Genomic DNA, 16391 nt, shown 5'->3' on the forward strand with positions numbered 1-16391 from the left:
ACAGAATATCCCGCCGATGCAAAAGATCATTCTGACCTGTGCCCCGCCGGGCGACGTCGCGCCCCGCCAAGCTGACTGAAATGTAATCACTCGCCTCGTCCGCCTGTGTCATCTTTCGCTCAAACCTGCACAGGGGACCACTTCCCATGCACGCAGCGAATCGACTGACGGACTTTCATCGCATGCAAACAAAAACTTCCCGGCGAACCTTCGTAAAGGGCCTGACGGCTGGTGGCCTCCTCGCCGGCCTGGGTTTGTGGCGCCCGCCCGTCTGGGCAGTCACCGGCCCGGACCAGCCCAACGTACTGAGCGGCACCGAGTTCGACCTGTTCATCGGCGAAAGCCCGGTCAATTTCACCGGTAGCCCCCGCACCGCCCAGACCATCAACGGCGGCATCCCCGGCCCATTGCTGCGCTGGCGTGAAGGCGACACCGTGACCCTGCGGGTGCGCAATCGCTTGCAGGACACCACCTCCATCCACTGGCACGGCATCCTGCTGCCGGCCAACATGGACGGCGTTCCGGGGTTGAGTTTCAAAGGCATCGAGCCTGGCGGCCTGTACGTGTATCAATTCAAGGTCCGGCAGAACGGCACCTACTGGTACCACAGCCATTCCGGTTTCCAGGAACAGTCCGGGGTCTATGGCCCGCTGGTGATTGACGCCAGGGAGCCCGAGCCCTTCCAGTACGAACGGGACTATGTGGTGATGCTCACCGACTGGACCGATGAAGACCCCGCCAACATCCTGCGCAAGCTCAAGAAGCAATCGGACTACTACAACTACAACAAACGCACCGTCGGCGACTTCATCGACGACGTGGGGAAGAACGGCTGGGCCAACACCATGGCCGACCGCAAGATGTGGGCAGAGATGAAGATGAACCCCACCGACCTGGCCGACGTCAGTGGCGCCACCTACACCTACCTCATGAACGGCCAGGCGCCGGACATGAACTGGACCGGCCTGTTCAAGCCTGGCGAGCGCCTTCGCCTGCGCTTTATCAACGGCTCGTCCATGAGCTATTTCGACGTGCGCATTCCCGGCTTGAAGATGACAGTGGTGGCGTCCGACGGCCAATACGTCAAACCGGTGAGCGTCGATGAGTTCCGGATCGCCGTGGCCGAAACCTATGACGTCATCGTCGAACCCACCCAAGAGGCCTACACCCTGTTCGCCCAGTCCATGGACCGCACCGGGTATGCCCGCGGCACCCTCGCGACCAGGGCCGGATTGTCGGCACCGGTGCCGCCCCTGGACCCTCGGCCCTTGGTGACCATGGACGACATGGGCATGGGCGGGATGGACCATGGCGGCATGGGGCAAATGAGCGGTATGGACCACGGCTCGATGCAGGGCATGGCGGGAATGGACGACAGCTCGATGCAAGGCATGGATCACAGCCAGATGCAGGGCATGGGTGACATGGCCGGCATGGATCACGGTGCCATGCAGGGCATGGGCAGCATGCTCGCGCACCCCGACACCGAGAAAGACAATCCCCTGGTGGACATGCAGGCCATGAGCGTCAAGCCCAAGCTAGATGACCCGGGCATGGGGCTGCGGGACAACGGCCGCAAAGTGCTTACCTACTCCGACCTGCGCAGCACCTTTCCCGACCCCGACGGCCGCGAGCCGGGTCGCACGATCGAGCTGCACCTGACCGGGCACATGGAGAAATTCGTCTGGTCGTTCAACGGCGTGAAGTTCGCCGACGCCGCGCCGCTGCTGCTCAAGTACGGCGAGCGACTGCGCATCGTGCTGATCAACGACACCATGATGACCCACCCCATCCACCTGCACGGCATGTGGAGCGACCTGGAGGATGAGAACGGCCAGTTCATGGTCCGCAAGCACACCATCGACGTGCCACCGGGTGCCAGGCGCAGCTACCGGGTCACCGCCGATGCCCTCGGGCGCTGGGCGTATCACTGCCATCTGCTGTTTCACATGGAGATGGGCATGTTCCGTGAAGTTCGGGTGCAGGAATGAGGAGCCGACCATGACCACTGTTTTTCAATATTCCACGGCACTCATTGCCAGCCTGGCCCTCGGCACCATCACCCCGACCTGGGCGGCCAGCAACGACATGCCCGGCATGGATCACAGCCAGATGCCGGGAATGGACCACAGCCAGATGCAAGGCATGGATTCAATGCAGGCCATGGAACCCATGCAATCGGCGCCGACCAGCAGCCGCACGCCGATTCCGGCGCTGACCGCCGCCGACCGCGCCGCCGTCTACGAGGATCATGGCGGACACGCGGTGCATGACAGCGCCATTAATTCGTTTTTCCTCATCGACCAACTGGAATGGCAGGACGCCGATGACGGCAGCGCCCTGAGCTGGGATGCATCGGGCTGGATCGGCGGCGACATCGACCGTTTGTGGCTGCGCTCCGAAGGTGAACGCCTCAACGGCAAGACCGAAGAAGCCGAATTGCAGGCCCTGTGGGGCCACGCCGTCAGCCCCTGGTGGGACCTGGTGGCTGGCGTGCGCCAGGACTTCAAGCCAGGCGATCCGCAAACCTGGGCCGCCTTCGGTGTGCAAGGCATGGCGCTCTACAACTTCGAAGCCGAGGCCACCGCGTTCATCGGCGAAGGTGGCCAGAGCGCGGCGCGCCTGGAGGGCGACTATGACATCTTGCTGACCAACCGCCTGATCCTGCAGCCCACCGCCGAAGCCAACTTCTATGGCAAGAACGATCCCGCCCGTGGCGTCGGCTCGGGGCTGTCGGACACCGAGCTCGGCCTGCGGCTGCGCTACGAAATACGCCGCGAATTCGCGCCCTACATTGGCGTCACCTGGAATCGGGTCTACGGCAACACCGCCGACTACGCCCGGGAAGACGGCGAAGACCGCAGCGAAGCGCGCCTGGTGCTGGGCCTGCGCCTGTGGTTCTGACCTGTTTCACTAAAACTAAAAATCGAGCTAGGAGTCCTTGCATGTCATTCATCAAAACCGCCGTCGCCTTGTCCGCCGGCCTGTTGCTCAGTGGCCTGGCCCAGGCCCATCCGAAACTGCTGTCCTCCACCCCGGCCGAAGGCACCGAAGGGGCGGCGCCGGCGAAGATCGAGCTGCACTTTTCCGAAAACCTGATGACCCAGTTTTCCGGCGCCAAGCTGATGATGACCGCGATGCCGGGCATGGCGGCGCATTCGCCGATGCCCATGCCGGCCAAGGTGTCCGGCAGCGATGATCCGAAAACCATGGTCATCACGCCGAATGCCCCGCTTACCACCGGCACTTACCAAGTCCAGTGGCGCGCGGTGTCGTCTGACACTCACCCGATCACCGGCAACGTCACATTCAAGGTGAAGTGAGTTGATGAGCGACTCGATCAACATCGCGCTGCGCTTTGCCTTGTACCTGGATTTGATGTTGCTGTTCGGCCTGGCCGCGTTTGGCCTCTATAGCCTGCGAGGCCAGGAGCGTGTCTCAGGGGTGCAGTTGCCTTTCGCGCCGCTGCTGCTGGCCACGGCGGTGTTGGGGGGCTTGCTCTCCCTGGCGGCCATGGCGTGCATGGCCTGGGCCATGAGCGGTGTTTCGGCGTGGGCCGAACTGTGGCCGCACATTGAAATGATGGTCGTGCAAACCGATGTCGGCTTGAGTTGGACGCTGCGCATGGCGGCGCTGCTGCTGGCCGGTTTCGCCGTGACGCTCAATCACCGTTGGCCGAGCGCCAGCCTCGGCCTGGTCACGCTGGCCGGGGCCGTAGCGCTGGCGACACTGGCTTGGGCAGGTCACGGCGCCATGGACGAAGGCAGCCGTCGCAACTGGCACTTCATCACCGACTTCCTGCACCTGTGGGCAGCGGGTGGCTGGGTCGGTGCCTTGGCCGCGTTTGCCCTGCTGCTTCGCCAGGCCGAACCTGAGTTGGCGGTGCTGGCCCGGACATTGACCGGGTTCGAAACCGCCGGTGCGGTGATCGTGCTGGTCATCGGCGTGACGGGGGTGGTGAACTATCTGTTTATCGTCGGCCCGAGTGTCGAAGGGCTGCTGGACAGCACCTACGGTCAGTTGCTGGCGCTCAAACTCATCTTGTTCGCAGCCATGCTGGTGTTCGCCGCGCTGAATCGTTTTCACCTGAGCCCGCTGCTGGAACAGGCCCGACAGAGCGGCGGGCACGAGGTTGCAGTGAAGGCCCTGCGACGCAGCATGGTCCTGGAGTTCGCCGTGGCGGTGGTCATCCTGGGGTTGGTGGCGTGGTTGGGCACGCTGAGCCCGGCGATGGAATAAGAGGCTGTGAACTACAGTGTGGCGAGGGAGCTTGCTCCCTCACCACAAAAGCCCTGGATCTTGACTGATTGCGCGCCGCATTTAATTTTTCAATACCCCTCGCCAGTTTTCAGTTTGCCCATAACAGGCGGCCCCAGCCTAAATGGTGCTTTGTTAACCAAGGCTCTGTTATGGAAAACGTTCGAACCTCAAGCACCCACGCCGTCTGGCTGATGGTCAGCATCGTGTTGGTGGCGCTGAACCTGCGGCCCTCGATGGCCGCGGTCGGGCCGTTGCTGTCAGCCATTCGCGGCGAGGTCCCCCTGAGCTTCAGCACGGCCTCGCTGCTGACCATGTTGCCGGTCATGGCCATGGGCCTGGCGATGTTCCTGGGCATGCGCATCGCCCTGCGCATCGGTGAGCACCGCACCATTGTGCTGTCGCTGTTGATCATCGGTATCGCCACCGCATCGCGCTTGTACCTGGACAGCGCGGCCGAACTGATCATCAGCGCGGTGCTGGCCGGACTCGGCATCGCGCTGATCCAGGCGGTGATGCCAGCGCTGATCAAGTCGCGCTACGCCGACAACGTCTCGCTGTTCATGGGCCTGTATGTCACGTCGATCATGAGCGGCGCGGCGCTTGCCGCATCGTTTTCGCCGTTTGTCCTGGCGCAGACCGGCAGTTGGCGCATCGGTCTGGCGATCTGGGCGCTGTTGGCGTTGGTCGCCCTGGGTTGCTGGTACGCCCAGCGCTCAGCCGTGACCCCATTACCCGCAGCCCCTGTCCAACAGCAAGAGTCATTCTTCAGCAATTCCCGGGCTTGGTTGCTGGCGATTTTCTTCGGCCTGGGCACCGCCTCCTACACCTGTGTACTGGCCTGGCTGGCCCCGTACTACGTGGAAAAGGGCTGGAGTGAACAACACGCGGGCCTGCTGCTGGGGTTCCTCACGGCCATGGAAGTGCTGTCCGGCCTCGTCACCCCGGCGATTGCCAACCGCAGCCAGGACAAGCGCATGGTCCTCGCCGTGTTGCTGGTCCTGATCATGGGCGGCTTCTGCGGCCTGATCCTCAGCCCGGAACGCTTCAGCCTGTTGTGGCCTTGCCTGCTGGGCCTGGGCATCGGTGGCCTGTTCCCGATGAGCTTGATCGTGTCCCTCGACCACTTGGACAACCCGCGACGGGCCGGTGGCCTGACCGCGTTCGTGCAAGGCATCGGCTACCTGATCGCCGGGCTCTCGCCCTTGATTGCCGGGATGATCCGCGATCAGTTGGGCAGCTTCGAATGGGCCTGGTGGTCGCTCACCGTCGTCATGGCGTTGATGCTCCTGATGGTCCTGCGCTTCAATCCCAAGCAATACGCGCGGCATATCAGCTAGTCGTCAAAGACAGGCCACTCGCGCCCGGGGCTGCATTCGATGCAGCCCCGGTTTTGACAGTTCACCCATGACGGCAGACCGTTTTGCCCATCATGACGTTCCGATCCGCACACAGGAATAAGACCTTGATGAAAAACGTCGGTTTTGCCGCCGCTCACTGGGGCATGCTCATTTGGGCAATGCTCATCGCCTCGTCTTTCTTTGCCGCGGCCCAGGTCAGCCAGACGATCGACCCGATCCTGCTCACAGGCCTGCGGCTGCTGTTTTCCGCACTGATGTTCCTGCCGCTGCTGCTCCTGAAAAACACCTCGCCCATTTCCATCCGGGGCCTGCTGGCCCACGCCGTGCTCGGCCTGCTGTTGGCGACTTACTTTGGTTCGTTGTTCGAAGCGCTGCGCTACACCTCTGCGGTCAACACCGCGACGCTGTACACGCTGGTGCCCTTGATGACTTTGTTTTTCGAGGTATTCCTGCTGCCCAGTCCCAGCCTCAAGACCCGCCTGCTGCCCATGTTGGTAGCGGCAGTCGGTGCGGTGTTGCTGACGCTCAAGGGCTCGGCCCCGGGGCAAATGCCGGCCCCTTATCCGGTGCTGGTGTTCGGTGCCGGTTGCCTGGCGATGGCGTTGTATTCGCCGCTGAGCCAGCGCTTCAAGGCAACAGCGTTGCAGGGCCGCGATCCGGTGGCGATGACGTTCTGGAACATGCTGTTCGGTTCGCTGTTCCTGCTGGTGTTCTGCCTGGCCAGCGGCGGGTGGCGCAGCGGCCTGCAGTTGTCGACGCTGGACATCGGCTGGCTGGTGTACCTGGCCTTGTTCGGCACCCTCGCCACGTTCTGGCTGCTGCACCGGGCAATCGGGGTGATCTCGCCCTCCACGGTGATTTCCTACGTTTACCTCAACACCCTGTTCGTCACTCTGCTGAATTGGTTCTGGCTCAGGCAGCAACCGATGATGATCGAGATCATCGGCGCTGCGCTGGTGGGCGGCGGCATGCTGGCATTGGTGGTCAGCAGCCGTAACGCCAGAACCGTTACGGCTTGATTCCTCTCAATACGTCGATACCGGACGAGGCGAAACCGGGCTCCAGCGCTCCAGTTCCCGTTCAAGGAAAGCCGCCACCGCCAACAATCGTTCCTCTTGCCAGTGAGGCCCGACAATCTGAATGCCGATGGGCATCCCGGTGGCCGGGTCGACGCCGGCGCGGATCACCACCGCGGGTGAGCCGCTGAGACTGAACGGGAACACGAAAGCATACTGATCGCGGTCCTCCAAGGACGCCCCATGGCGGAACGCGACATCCGGGAAGACCGGACAGATGAACAGATCGTGCTGCTTGAAGAACTTCGCCAACTGATAGCGGAAGGTATCGATCATGATCCAGTCGCGCTTGACTTCATCCACGCTCAATTCCACGGCCTCGCTCATGTCCAGCAACTGAGCGATCGCCGGGGTAAAGCTGCGCTTGTTCATGGACTCGAACAAACGCCGCCAGCCGCGTCCGGCGTCAGCCCCCGTGATGAACACCCGCCACAGGACATCGCAGGCTTCGTCGAGCATCGGCGGCGCGACCTCGCTCACCTGCGCCACCACGGGGCTCAAGCATCGTTCGACCTGCTGCAACACCTGGCTCACCGCCGCGCTGACGGGGGTTCGGCTCGACGCCGAGAACAGCGCGATACGCAGGTCGGCCAGGGGCTCGCTGACAGCGAACGGCACATCGACGGTGTCTGGATCATGGCCGTCGGCGCCGCTGATCAGCGGACCGAGCAGCGCCAGGTCATCGACATAGCGCCCCATCACGCCAAAGGCCGAGGTCAGGTGAAACAGCCCGGAACGGTCATTGGGAAACTGGCCGGTCAACGGCACTCGTCCCTGGGTCAGTTTCAGGCCGCAGATGCCATTGAAATGCGCAGGAATCCGCACACTGCCGCAGGCATCGGACGCCAGCCCCGCTGGCGAGCATCCGGCGGCGATGGCAGCCGCTTCACCGCCACTGCTGCCTCCCGCCGAGCGAAGCAGATCGTGGGGGTTGAGGGTGCGCCCGTAGATCAGGTTCTCGGTCTCGAAGGCCATGCACAGTTCCGGCACATTGCTGATGCCCAGAATGATCGCGCCGGCCTGCCGAAGTCTGGCGACAGCCGTCGCGTCCTCTTGGCTGACCTCCCCCATCAGTTCCCCCACGCCGCGGGACATCTTGAATCCGCGAACATGGAGGACGTCTTTGACCGTGATGGGAATGCCATGCAGCGGACCGCTGATCTGGCCGATACGCGCCATCTCGTCCGCCTCTCGGGCCTGGCGCCGCAGTTCCTCGACCGGCGCCAGTTGGATCAATGCATTGATCTGCCGGTTACGCTCGGCGATGCGTTGCAAGTAGAACTCCAGCAACGTCACGCTGGTCAGCACGCCCCGGCGCAGCAGACCGGCCATTTCCCGCAACGTCAGCGTGTCGGGGTTGAACATACTCACGACGCCTCCTTGCTGCGCAACCACTTGTTGGGCAACTGATACATATTGCGCACCACCAGGGAAAACGCCTTTACCGCCAGTGCCGGACGTTGGTCGATGGCCTCCAGGGCCTCTTCGATCATCGCCAGCACATGCCGCAACGCTTCGGGTTCGATATTCAACGGCGGATAGAAGCGCAGCACCGGACGTTCGGCCTTCTCATTCATCGAATGCCCGGCATGTACGCCACGCTTGCCCAACTCCATGCTCATCAGAGCTTCATAGACCGAACCACGCAGGCGTAACCCTGTCATCAAGCCGACGCCCGGCACGTCTTCGACAATGTGCGGATAGCGCAGGGCCAACCGTTGCAGGCCGTGGCGCAACACGCCGCCGTTGACCCGGGATAACTCCACCAGGTTGTTTTGCTCGATGTAATCGATAGCCGCGAGCGCCGACGCGCATGCGACCGGATGCCCACCGTTGGTTCGCGTATCCGGCTCGATGTCACTGAGGGGATACTGGGTGGCCAGGCGCTGGCTGTACATGGCACAGGCAAACGAGGTGTAGCCGCCGGTCAAGCCCTTGGAGAGGATCATGATGTCGGGCACCACGTCATCGTATTGCACGGCGAACCATTTGCCGCAGCGACCGAAACCGGTCTGGATCTCATCGGCCACCAACAGGGTGCCGGTGGCGTCACACAGGGCCCGGATGTTGGCCATGTAGCCCACCGGCGGCACCTGCAAATGAGCCCCGCCCAGAATCGGCTCGACGTACACCGCACACACGCCCTCGCCCACGGCCCTCTGCAACGCGGCGAAATCACCGTAGGGCACGCAGGTCACGTCGGGAGGATCGATGCCATAGCTGCCATGGTTCTGCTGCTGGCCCAGGATGCTCATCGCCGCCAGGGTCTTGCCGTGGTAGGAGCCGCTCATCACCACGATGCCACGTCGTTGGGGCTGGATCCGCAGCACATAGCGCAGGCTCTGCTCGACGGCCTCGGCGCCCGAGACCATGAATTGCACGTCGCCCCACTCCCCCGGCACCAACTGGCACAGTCGCTCGGACAAGGTGTCCTGCAGCGGATGGCGCCGGCCTTCCGGCACCCAGGCCAGTTGATTCAGTTGCGCCTGCACCCGCTCACGCACCATCGGGTTGCGATGCCCGACGATAAACACCCCGTAGCTGCACGCGCAGTCGATAAAGCGCTTGCCGGTGTGGTCGGTGACGTGGATGCCATCGGTCTGCTGTTCGACAGTGGTCTTGCCAAGGCGATACAGCTTGGCCGCCGACGCACTCCAGTGGCGCTGGCAATCGTCCAGCAATTGTTCATGCGGCCTGAGTAAGGACATGGCTTAACGTCTCCTTGATGATAAGTGCGGCACGTTGAATCTGCTCGGGGCGTGCAGTGATCGGGCAGCGCAAAATGACTTCGCGGCCACGGGGCGTACTGACATAGACCCCTCGCTGGTAAAGCGCCTCGCACAGCACGGCCGGTTGCAGGTCGTCAGCCAGCGGCAAGCTGACCCAGGCGCCGACGGCCACAGCCCCCAACGACGCAAGGGTTTGTGCCAGGTACCGGCCGTTTTCTTGACAGTGCCGGGGCGAGTCGTGGGCTTGCACGTAATCCAGCGCGGCCAGGGCTGCCACACAGGCCATGGGATTACCGGCAGTGGTACTGCCGTGTTTGGCCGGGCTGCTGCGCCCATAAACCTGCCAGGCCATCTGTTCGCTGCAGGTATAGGTGCCGATGGGAATTGCACTGCCGCCCAGGGGCCCGCCGAGTACAACGATGTCCGGAGTCGGACGATAACGCTGGAAGCCGAACAGCGAACCCAGGCTGCCGAGACAACTGTGGGTATCCACCGCGATGACCGGTGCCGACGCCTTTGCCGCGCGAGCATGCAATTGCTCGATCAAATCGGCATCGAGCAATTGCAACCGGCCGTTTGCATCCGAGCGGGTATTGCTGTGGCACACCGCGAAGCAATCATTCCAGTCCACCGTGTCCAGGTCAGCCAGGTGACGGATCGCCACTCGCTTGAACCCCAGGAACGCCTGGACACCCAGGTCACCTTGCGCGGCATTGAGGCAGCGCCCGTACGTCAGCGAGCCGTAGTCGCCGCCCTGGATGAACACGATGGTGTTGCCCTTGGGCTTGAGCCCTTTGCACAACTTCAAGGCGCCCTCGAACGCTTCGTCGCCGGAGCTGCACACATAAGAGCTGACCAGCGGGGCGGGCAGCAGCTCGGCCAGGCGTCGGCACAAGGCAATCAGCGGTTCGGACATCAGCACCCGATTGGACAGGCCCATGATCTCTGCCTGGCGGGTGACCGCCTCGATCACGGACGGAACCTGGAAGCCAAACCCGCCGGTCAGGTCAATGATCTCCCGACCCTGGCCGTCGAGATAGGTCTCGTACTGCCCGCCGATAATCTGTTTGTTGTTTTTCATGAAGGCTCTCAGCGATAGCTCAAGGCGTTGAAAATGCGTCGACGCTCGTCGACGATGGTTTCCCGACCGTGCATGACCCGACGGTTATCGATCATCACCACGTCGTGGTCACGCCAGCCAACCGGGCAGGTGTAATGGGCGGAAACCTCAGCGATTTCAGCCAGAAACTCGGCAGGGATCGGCTGCCCGGCCACAGTGTCGATGACCGGCGCCTCGTAGTTGAAGGAAGGCCCCAGAATGCTGTTGGCGAAGGCCGGACGCTGGCTGAAGGGGGACGTCAGGATCGCCGACGTGCTGAAGGCGTAATGGATCGAGTCATCGGCCGGGTTGAAGGAAATCAGGGTTTGCGGGTCGTCACCGATGATCTGCAACAGATCCTCGATCGCGACGGCCGCCGGATCCGACAACGTTGGCGAGTAATGACAGACCAGCCGGCGCCATTTTTCCCCCGCCACGGTGCGACTGTAGCGAATCGGATTTTCTTCAAAGAACGTGCGGCAGCCTGGGGACAGTTTTTCCAGCACCCGTTCGCCGTCACACAGGGTGGTTTGCGACCCCTTGCGCGGCGCTTCCTGACAATAGAACCAGGTCATGTCCGGCCAGAATGGTGAGTTGCCATTTTCGCAGTGCAGGCCAACCGCCTGGCGCCCGGCGTCCACCAATTGCGCCGCGCCACCGACCATGACCCGGGCCGGGTCAAGGCTCAACCGCGAACTGTTTTGCTTCACATAGGCGCTGAAATCCTCGGCGTTGTGAATACAGTTGCGAAACAGTACGACACCGTAATGCCCCAGCAGCTCATACAACTCAGCCTTGCCCAGGCTGGCGAAGTGGCGCGACTCGACGATGGAGACGTCCGGGTTCTCAAAGTGAAAGGCAGGTGTGCTCATTGGATGCATTCCTTTGCAGCGTGGAAAAAGTCGTAGCGATATCGGCGCGTTTCGGCCGTCCCGTAACGGTGTAGAGTTGCTCGAGCAACGGATCGTCCTGGGTCAACAACCAGAGCCGGTCCGGGCGTTCGATGTCGGAAAAGCGCCCCGCCGACCAGGCGAGCAGTTCATCGCGCGCCGGTGTCGACTCGACACACAGCAACGCCACCAGACCGTGCTGCTCATCGAAAAACACCGCTGCGTCGCTCACGCCGGGGTATTTGCGATACTCCAGTTCAACCTGCTCGGGGCTGACGTTGCGGCCATTGGGCAGACAGATCACGTTCTTCTTGCGCCCGTGCACATAGAGGTAGCCATCGGCATCCAGCGCGCCCAGGTCACCGGTGTCCATCCAGCCGTCGTCCGACATGGAACAGGCACTCGGGTCCGTACCTGAGTAACCGCTGAACAATGAGCTGCTCTTGACCTCGATGGTCTGGTCGGCGCCGATGCGCACCTGAACATGGGGCAACGGCTTGCCAACGCTGCCAAGACGCTGCTGTTCGAAGGTGTTCACACTGACCACCGACGCGTTCTCCGAAAGCCCGTAGCCCTGGTACACCTCGATGCCTTGCTCAGCCAAGCCACGCAGGGCATCGATACTCACCGCCGCACCGCCGCAGGTGATATGCGCGCCCGATTGCAGGTAACGCGCCAGCCGCTCGCCCTGCTCGCCCCCTTCGTTCAATTGCTCCAGGAAACGATTGATCATGACCGGCGGAACCGTCAGGGCCGTTGGCTGGACCCGCAGGATCCAGTCGACCAGCCGCTGTGCCGACGCCCCTGGCTCGCCGAGCAACGCTTCGTCCGACGGCAGGAAATGCACCGTGCCACCCGCCAACAATGGCAGGTATGCAGCGGTGACTTGCTCAAGCAGCAGACTCAGGGGCACCAGCGACAGATAACGACGATGAGCACCGACCGGCATGCTCTGGCGCAGCGAGGCGAGCACCGCGCCGACCGCCTGGTTGCTCAGGCGCACACCCTTTGGCCGGCTGGTGGTACCCGAGGTGTGAATGATCTTGCAGATCCAGTCACCCTCGCCGTCCGGCCGTCGTAGCAAAGGTTGTTCGATCACCGGCTCGTTGAGGCGGCGCAGGCGATTGTCCGGAAAATTCAGCTTCCAACGCTGAGCCAGCGTTCGCTGCCCTGCCGCATCCACCAGAAATCCATCGCAACGTGATGCCAGGTGTTCGGCCTGGGATTGGCTGAACGCCAGCGGCAGAGGCAGCGCGGTGATCCCGGCGAACAGACACGCCAGGTCGGCGACCAGCCAGTCGCTGCTGTTGCGCGTCGCAATCCCCAACACCACATGATCGCCATAGGCCGGCTCTGGGAAACGCCGTTGCAGTTCGGCCGCCAGGTTAAGGGCCCGGTGCTCCAGCTCGCCGTAGGTCAGCGTCACCGACTCTTTGCCCGCTTCCAACCAGTCAACCGCACAGACGGCCTGGCGATTGTCTTGCAACGCCCGTTGCAACTGAGTGATAAACCCGCCGCTCATGGCTGCGCCCTCGCCATGACGTCGCCGGGCAGTTGAGTGAACGAGGTATTGAGCGTCATGGCGGCGAAACGTGAACGTTGCGGGTCGACCCGGATGAAACCGGTGACGGGCAACTTGGCGTAATAGCTCCCCCAATTCTTGCCGCCGTCGTCGGCCAGGCGCGTTGGGTCTGCGGTCAGCAGGGGCTCGAAATCGATCTGGCAACTTTCCATCATTTGCCGTACGCGAGGCGTCACGGTGCACAACAGGTAATGCCCGCCCATGCACCAGGCCAACAATGGAATCATATTGACCAGGATCATTCCGGCCGTCAGGTGATGGGAGATCAGGTTGCCGATTTCGACAATGTTCGAGCGCTCGATGGTTTTCTCGAAACGCTGGGACAAAATCTCGTCGATGGGTTGCGTCAGGTATTGCTCGGAAAACAATATCCGGTGATCGGCAAAAGTAATACCGGCGCAGGCGAGAATACGATCGGCCGGATCCTGAGTAACTGCAAAGTACTGCGGATTCGGTTCAACTGAGGCCGAATAAGAACTGCGAAACTTATCCCTTACAACTTCTGTGGCTTGCACCCATAACGGTGTCTTAGTTTCCGCGACACGTATTTGCATATCGTCCTCCTCCGTCCATGTACAGGATTTCTATAAAAAGCGAGGCGAGCATATTGGGGAATTTTCCTACAGGCCATTTAAAAAATAAATTGCTTCCGCTAATATATAAATAAACGTTCCTGTCATAAAAACCGGGGATGCTAGCCAACGGAATGCGCCAAGAAGGATCTTATGCTCAATAGTAATATGCTTAGAAAGCTGGATATGCAGGACTTGATGGTGTTTGTCGCGGTGTACGAGCAGAGCAGCGTCACCGAGGTGTCCGAAGCCTTGTGTGTCAGCCAGTCAACCGTAAGCTATTGCCTGAAGAAGCTGCGCACGAGCTTCGAAAATGAACTTTTTGTTAATACCCGTAGTGGCATGTTGCCGACAAGCAAAGCCACAGCCATGTACCCTCATATACTTAGTATCCTCAAGATAATAAACACATGTCATTCTGGTATTCCGGCATTCGATCCAACTCAGAAAGAGATAACCTTCAATGTCTGCGCACCGGAATACTTTGAACTCCTCATTCTGCCCAAGCTGGTCAAGCGTTTTATTGGCAGCCGCTTCCCAGTCATCATTAATATCACCAAGTTCCACAGGGATATTCCAGCCGATGAGTTAATGGAAGGGCGTTTCGATCTGGTTATTTGTTTTGGTCCGAACTTCCATCGCGGCGTCAAGGGACTGCGCTCGCAAGTACTACTGGAAGATGAACTGGTTTGTGTGGTCGATAAGAACTTCACTTTGGCGGAAGAGGCTTTCAGCCTGGAAACGTTCGTCGCCTGCCAGCATGTTTTTCCGACACCCTGGACATCCGATACCAACATGATCGATGGATGGCTCGCTCGGCAAGGCTATAACCGCCAAATTGTCGCCCGAGCCAACAGCTACGTAGCGGCATTGAACATGATCGCCGGTACCGACTTCATCCTGACCTTGCCTCGACGCATTCAAGCGCTGACCTGCGACGAAAACACGTTCAGCCATCGTCGCCCACCGGCAGGTCTGCCGAACTTCACGCTGGACATGATGTGGAGCGAAAAACCGAGCCAGGACAGCGCCAACAGCTGGTTTCGCGAACAGATCATCAAGGTTTGTGCCGAGGACGGCCTGCTTTAATCCGCCGAGAACCGCTCGAGTCGTCGAGCGGTTCAGACTCTGACTTTTCATCAGGCAAAAAAAAATCCGGAAATCCTCACTTTCGTGGGCCTTCCAGACTTTTAAAACAGCTAAAAATGGTGGGTCGTGTGGGATTCGAACCTACGACCAATTGGTTAAAAGCCAACTGCTCTACCAACTGAGCTAACGACCCGCTGTGTGGTGGCGCGTATAATACTGATTTCTAAGGACTATTCAACACTTAATTTGAAATAAATCAAAAATAACGGGTTGGATCGCTTACACCCGCCGCGGCGAAGCCCTCTGCACGCAGGCGGCAGCTGTCGCATTTGCCGCAAGCGCGGCCCTGATCGTCAGCCTGATAGCAGGAAACGGTGAGCCCGTAGTCCACGCCAAGCTTCACGCCCGCCTTGACGATGTCGGCCTTACTGAGATTCTGCAACGGCGCCTGGATGCGGAACCCCTGCCCCTCCACACCGGCCTTGGTCGCCAGGTTGGCCATGCGCTCGAACGCTTCGACGAACTCCGGGCGGCAATCCGGGTAGCCGGAATAATCCACGGCATTGACGCCAATGAAAATGTCACGGGCGCCCAGCACTTCGGCCCACCCCAACGCCAGGGAAAGAAACACCGTGTTACGCGCAGGCACATACGTCACCGGAATACCCTCGCTAGGCGCCTCGGGCACGTCGATGGAACTGTCGGTCAGGGCCGAGCCACCGATGCCATTGAGGTTCAGGCCGATCACCTTGTGTTCCACCACGCCCAAGTCCCGGGCAACCCGTTCCGCGGCGTGCAACTCAGCGCGGTGGCGCTGGCCATAGTCGAAACTCATGGTGTAGCAGCGGTAGCCTTCGGCACGAGCCATGGCCACGACCGTGGCCGAATCCAGGCCACCGGACAACAGGATGACCGCACGTTTTTCAGCCATGTTCGAATGTTCAGTCATCTCAGCGCCCCGGCTCGTCGTTCCAAAGATATTTATGCAGCTGCAGTTGCAGGCGCACCGGCAAGTTATCCGCCACCACCCAATCCGCCAGATCCCGGGCGTTCAAATCGTGATGACTCGGCGACAACAACACTTCGCCGGCCCGCTGGTCGAGCCCGTACTGGATCAACTTGGACACGGCCCAGTCATAATCCTCCCGCGAACAGATCACGAACTTGACCTGATCGTTGGGCGTCAGCAGTTCGATATTTTCATAGCGGTTGCGGTGCGCCTCCTTGGAGCCTGGGGTTTTCAGGTCCACGACGCGGCTGACACGCGGGTCGACGGCCGAGATATCCAGGGCACCGCTGGTTTCCAGCGAAACCTCGTAACCGGCATCACACAACTGCTTGAGCAAGGGGATGGCGTTGGGTTGCGCCAAGGGCTCGCCGCCCGTGACACAGACATAACGCGGACGATAACTGGCCACTTGTTCCAGGATATCGTCGAGGGTTCGCACGGTGCCGCCACTGAAGGCGTACGCGCTGTCACAGTATTGGCAACGCAACGGACAACCGGTGAGGCGCACGAATACCGTGGGCAGCCCAGCCGTTCGCGTTTCACCCTGCAACGAGTAAAAAACTTCGGTGATTCTCAATGTGTCTTGCATAGTCGCCACGGGCGTAACAGCTAAACAGGCTGTCCGCCTCCGTCAGGCACTTCAAGGAACCCCGCCAACGCGCAGATCCCAAAAAGCGTGTTTCATAAAAAGGGCGTGAATTCTAACGAAAAAACCCGCGACAGGCGC

Annotated in this window: 15 protein-coding genes and 1 tRNA gene; 7 read left to right on the forward strand and 9 right to left on the reverse strand. The window is 61.1% G+C overall.

What is annotated here, in order from left to right; all coding sequences use genetic code 11:
* Positions 1-182: 182 nt before the first annotated feature.
* The 6 genes from BT125_RS17410 to BT125_RS17435 all read left to right on the forward strand — a co-directional run bounded on the left by BT125_RS17410 (position 183) and on the right by BT125_RS17435 (position 6637).
* Positions 183-1991 carry a copper resistance system multicopper oxidase gene (locus BT125_RS17410; RefSeq protein ID WP_072408748.1) on the forward strand — a complete coding sequence of 603 codons (1809 nt, stop codon included), beginning with the start codon at positions 183-185 and terminating at the stop codon, positions 1989-1991.
* Between the two features lie 10 nt (positions 1992-2001).
* A complete protein-coding gene (locus tag BT125_RS17415) occupies positions 2002-2904 on the forward strand; it encodes a copper resistance protein B (protein WP_072408750.1) in 903 nt (300 codons plus the stop codon).
* Between the two features lie 41 nt (positions 2905-2945).
* Positions 2946-3323 (forward strand): copper homeostasis periplasmic binding protein CopC, encoded by a 378-nt coding sequence (gene copC / locus BT125_RS17420; RefSeq protein WP_072408752.1) that lies wholly within the window; start codon positions 2946-2948, stop codon positions 3321-3323.
* 4 nt (positions 3324-3327) lie between these two features.
* Positions 3328-4239 carry a copper homeostasis membrane protein CopD gene (copD, locus tag BT125_RS17425; protein ID WP_072408754.1) on the forward strand — a complete coding sequence of 304 codons (912 nt, stop codon included), beginning with the start codon at positions 3328-3330 and terminating at the stop codon, positions 4237-4239.
* 170 nt (positions 4240-4409) lie between these two features.
* Positions 4410-5597, forward strand: a complete 1188-nt coding sequence (locus BT125_RS17430; protein WP_072408756.1) for a cyanate transporter — start codon at positions 4410-4412, stop codon at positions 5595-5597.
* A gap of 128 nt (positions 5598-5725) precedes the next feature.
* The gene (locus BT125_RS17435) at positions 5726-6637 is read left to right on the forward strand and encodes a DMT family transporter (RefSeq protein ID WP_072408759.1); all 912 of its coding nucleotides are present in this window, start codon (positions 5726-5728) and stop codon (positions 6635-6637) included.
* A gap of 6 nt (positions 6638-6643) precedes the next feature.
* Here BT125_RS17435 and BT125_RS17440 read toward each other — a convergent pair whose 3' ends face one another.
* The 6 genes from BT125_RS17440 to BT125_RS17465 are packed head-to-tail and all read right to left on the reverse strand — an operon-like array spanning position 6644 to position 13548.
* On the reverse strand, positions 6644-8059 hold the full coding sequence (locus BT125_RS17440; protein ID WP_072408761.1) for an amidase: 1416 nt from the start codon (positions 8057-8059) through the stop codon (positions 6644-6646).
* Between the two features lie 2 nt (positions 8060-8061).
* Positions 8062-9402, reverse strand: coding sequence for an aspartate aminotransferase family protein (locus BT125_RS17445; protein WP_072408763.1), 1341 nt, complete (start codon positions 9400-9402; stop codon positions 8062-8064).
* Positions 9380-10504: an aminotransferase class III-fold pyridoxal phosphate-dependent enzyme gene (locus BT125_RS17450; protein WP_072408765.1), complete on the reverse strand. Its 1125-nt coding sequence runs from the start codon at positions 10502-10504 to the stop codon at positions 9380-9382. Before BT125_RS17450 ends, BT125_RS17445 begins: the two co-directional genes overlap by 23 nt.
* A gap of 8 nt (positions 10505-10512) precedes the next feature.
* Positions 10513-11394, reverse strand: a complete 882-nt coding sequence (locus BT125_RS17455) for a TauD/TfdA family dioxygenase (RefSeq protein ID WP_072408768.1) — start codon at positions 11392-11394, stop codon at positions 10513-10515.
* A complete protein-coding gene (locus BT125_RS17460) occupies positions 11369-12934 on the reverse strand; it encodes an AMP-binding protein (RefSeq protein WP_072408770.1) in 1566 nt (521 codons plus the stop codon). The genes BT125_RS17455 and BT125_RS17460 overlap by 26 nt, the downstream gene beginning before the upstream one ends.
* Positions 12931-13548: a thermostable hemolysin gene (locus tag BT125_RS17465; protein WP_072408772.1), complete on the reverse strand. Its 618-nt coding sequence runs from the start codon at positions 13546-13548 to the stop codon at positions 12931-12933. The genes BT125_RS17460 and BT125_RS17465 overlap by 4 nt, the downstream gene beginning before the upstream one ends.
* A 171-nt stretch (positions 13549-13719) precedes the next feature.
* Here BT125_RS17465 and BT125_RS17470 point away from each other — a divergent pair, with 171 nt between their 5' ends.
* Positions 13720-14655 (forward strand): LysR family transcriptional regulator, encoded by a 936-nt coding sequence (locus BT125_RS17470; protein WP_072408774.1) that lies wholly within the window; start codon positions 13720-13722, stop codon positions 14653-14655.
* 117 nt (positions 14656-14772) lie between these two features.
* Here the strand turns inward: BT125_RS17470 and BT125_RS17475 are convergent.
* The 3 genes from BT125_RS17475 to queE all read right to left on the reverse strand — a co-directional run bounded on the left by BT125_RS17475 (position 14773) and on the right by queE (position 16253).
* Positions 14773-14848 (reverse strand) — tRNA-Lys (locus BT125_RS17475).
* Between the two features lie 63 nt (positions 14849-14911).
* On the reverse strand, positions 14912-15586 hold the full coding sequence (gene queC / locus BT125_RS17480; protein ID WP_170862027.1) for a 7-cyano-7-deazaguanine synthase QueC: 675 nt from the start codon (positions 15584-15586) through the stop codon (positions 14912-14914).
* Between the two features lie 19 nt (positions 15587-15605).
* On the reverse strand, positions 15606-16253 hold the full coding sequence (gene queE, locus BT125_RS17485; RefSeq protein ID WP_072408778.1) for a 7-carboxy-7-deazaguanine synthase QueE: 648 nt from the start codon (positions 16251-16253) through the stop codon (positions 15606-15608).
* Positions 16254-16391 lie beyond the last annotated feature (138 nt).

Source organism: Pseudomonas sp. NFACC04-2 (assembly GCF_900119265.1).
In the GTDB taxonomy this organism is placed as follows: Bacteria; Pseudomonadota; Gammaproteobacteria; order Pseudomonadales; family Pseudomonadaceae; genus Aquipseudomonas; species Aquipseudomonas fluorescens_AA.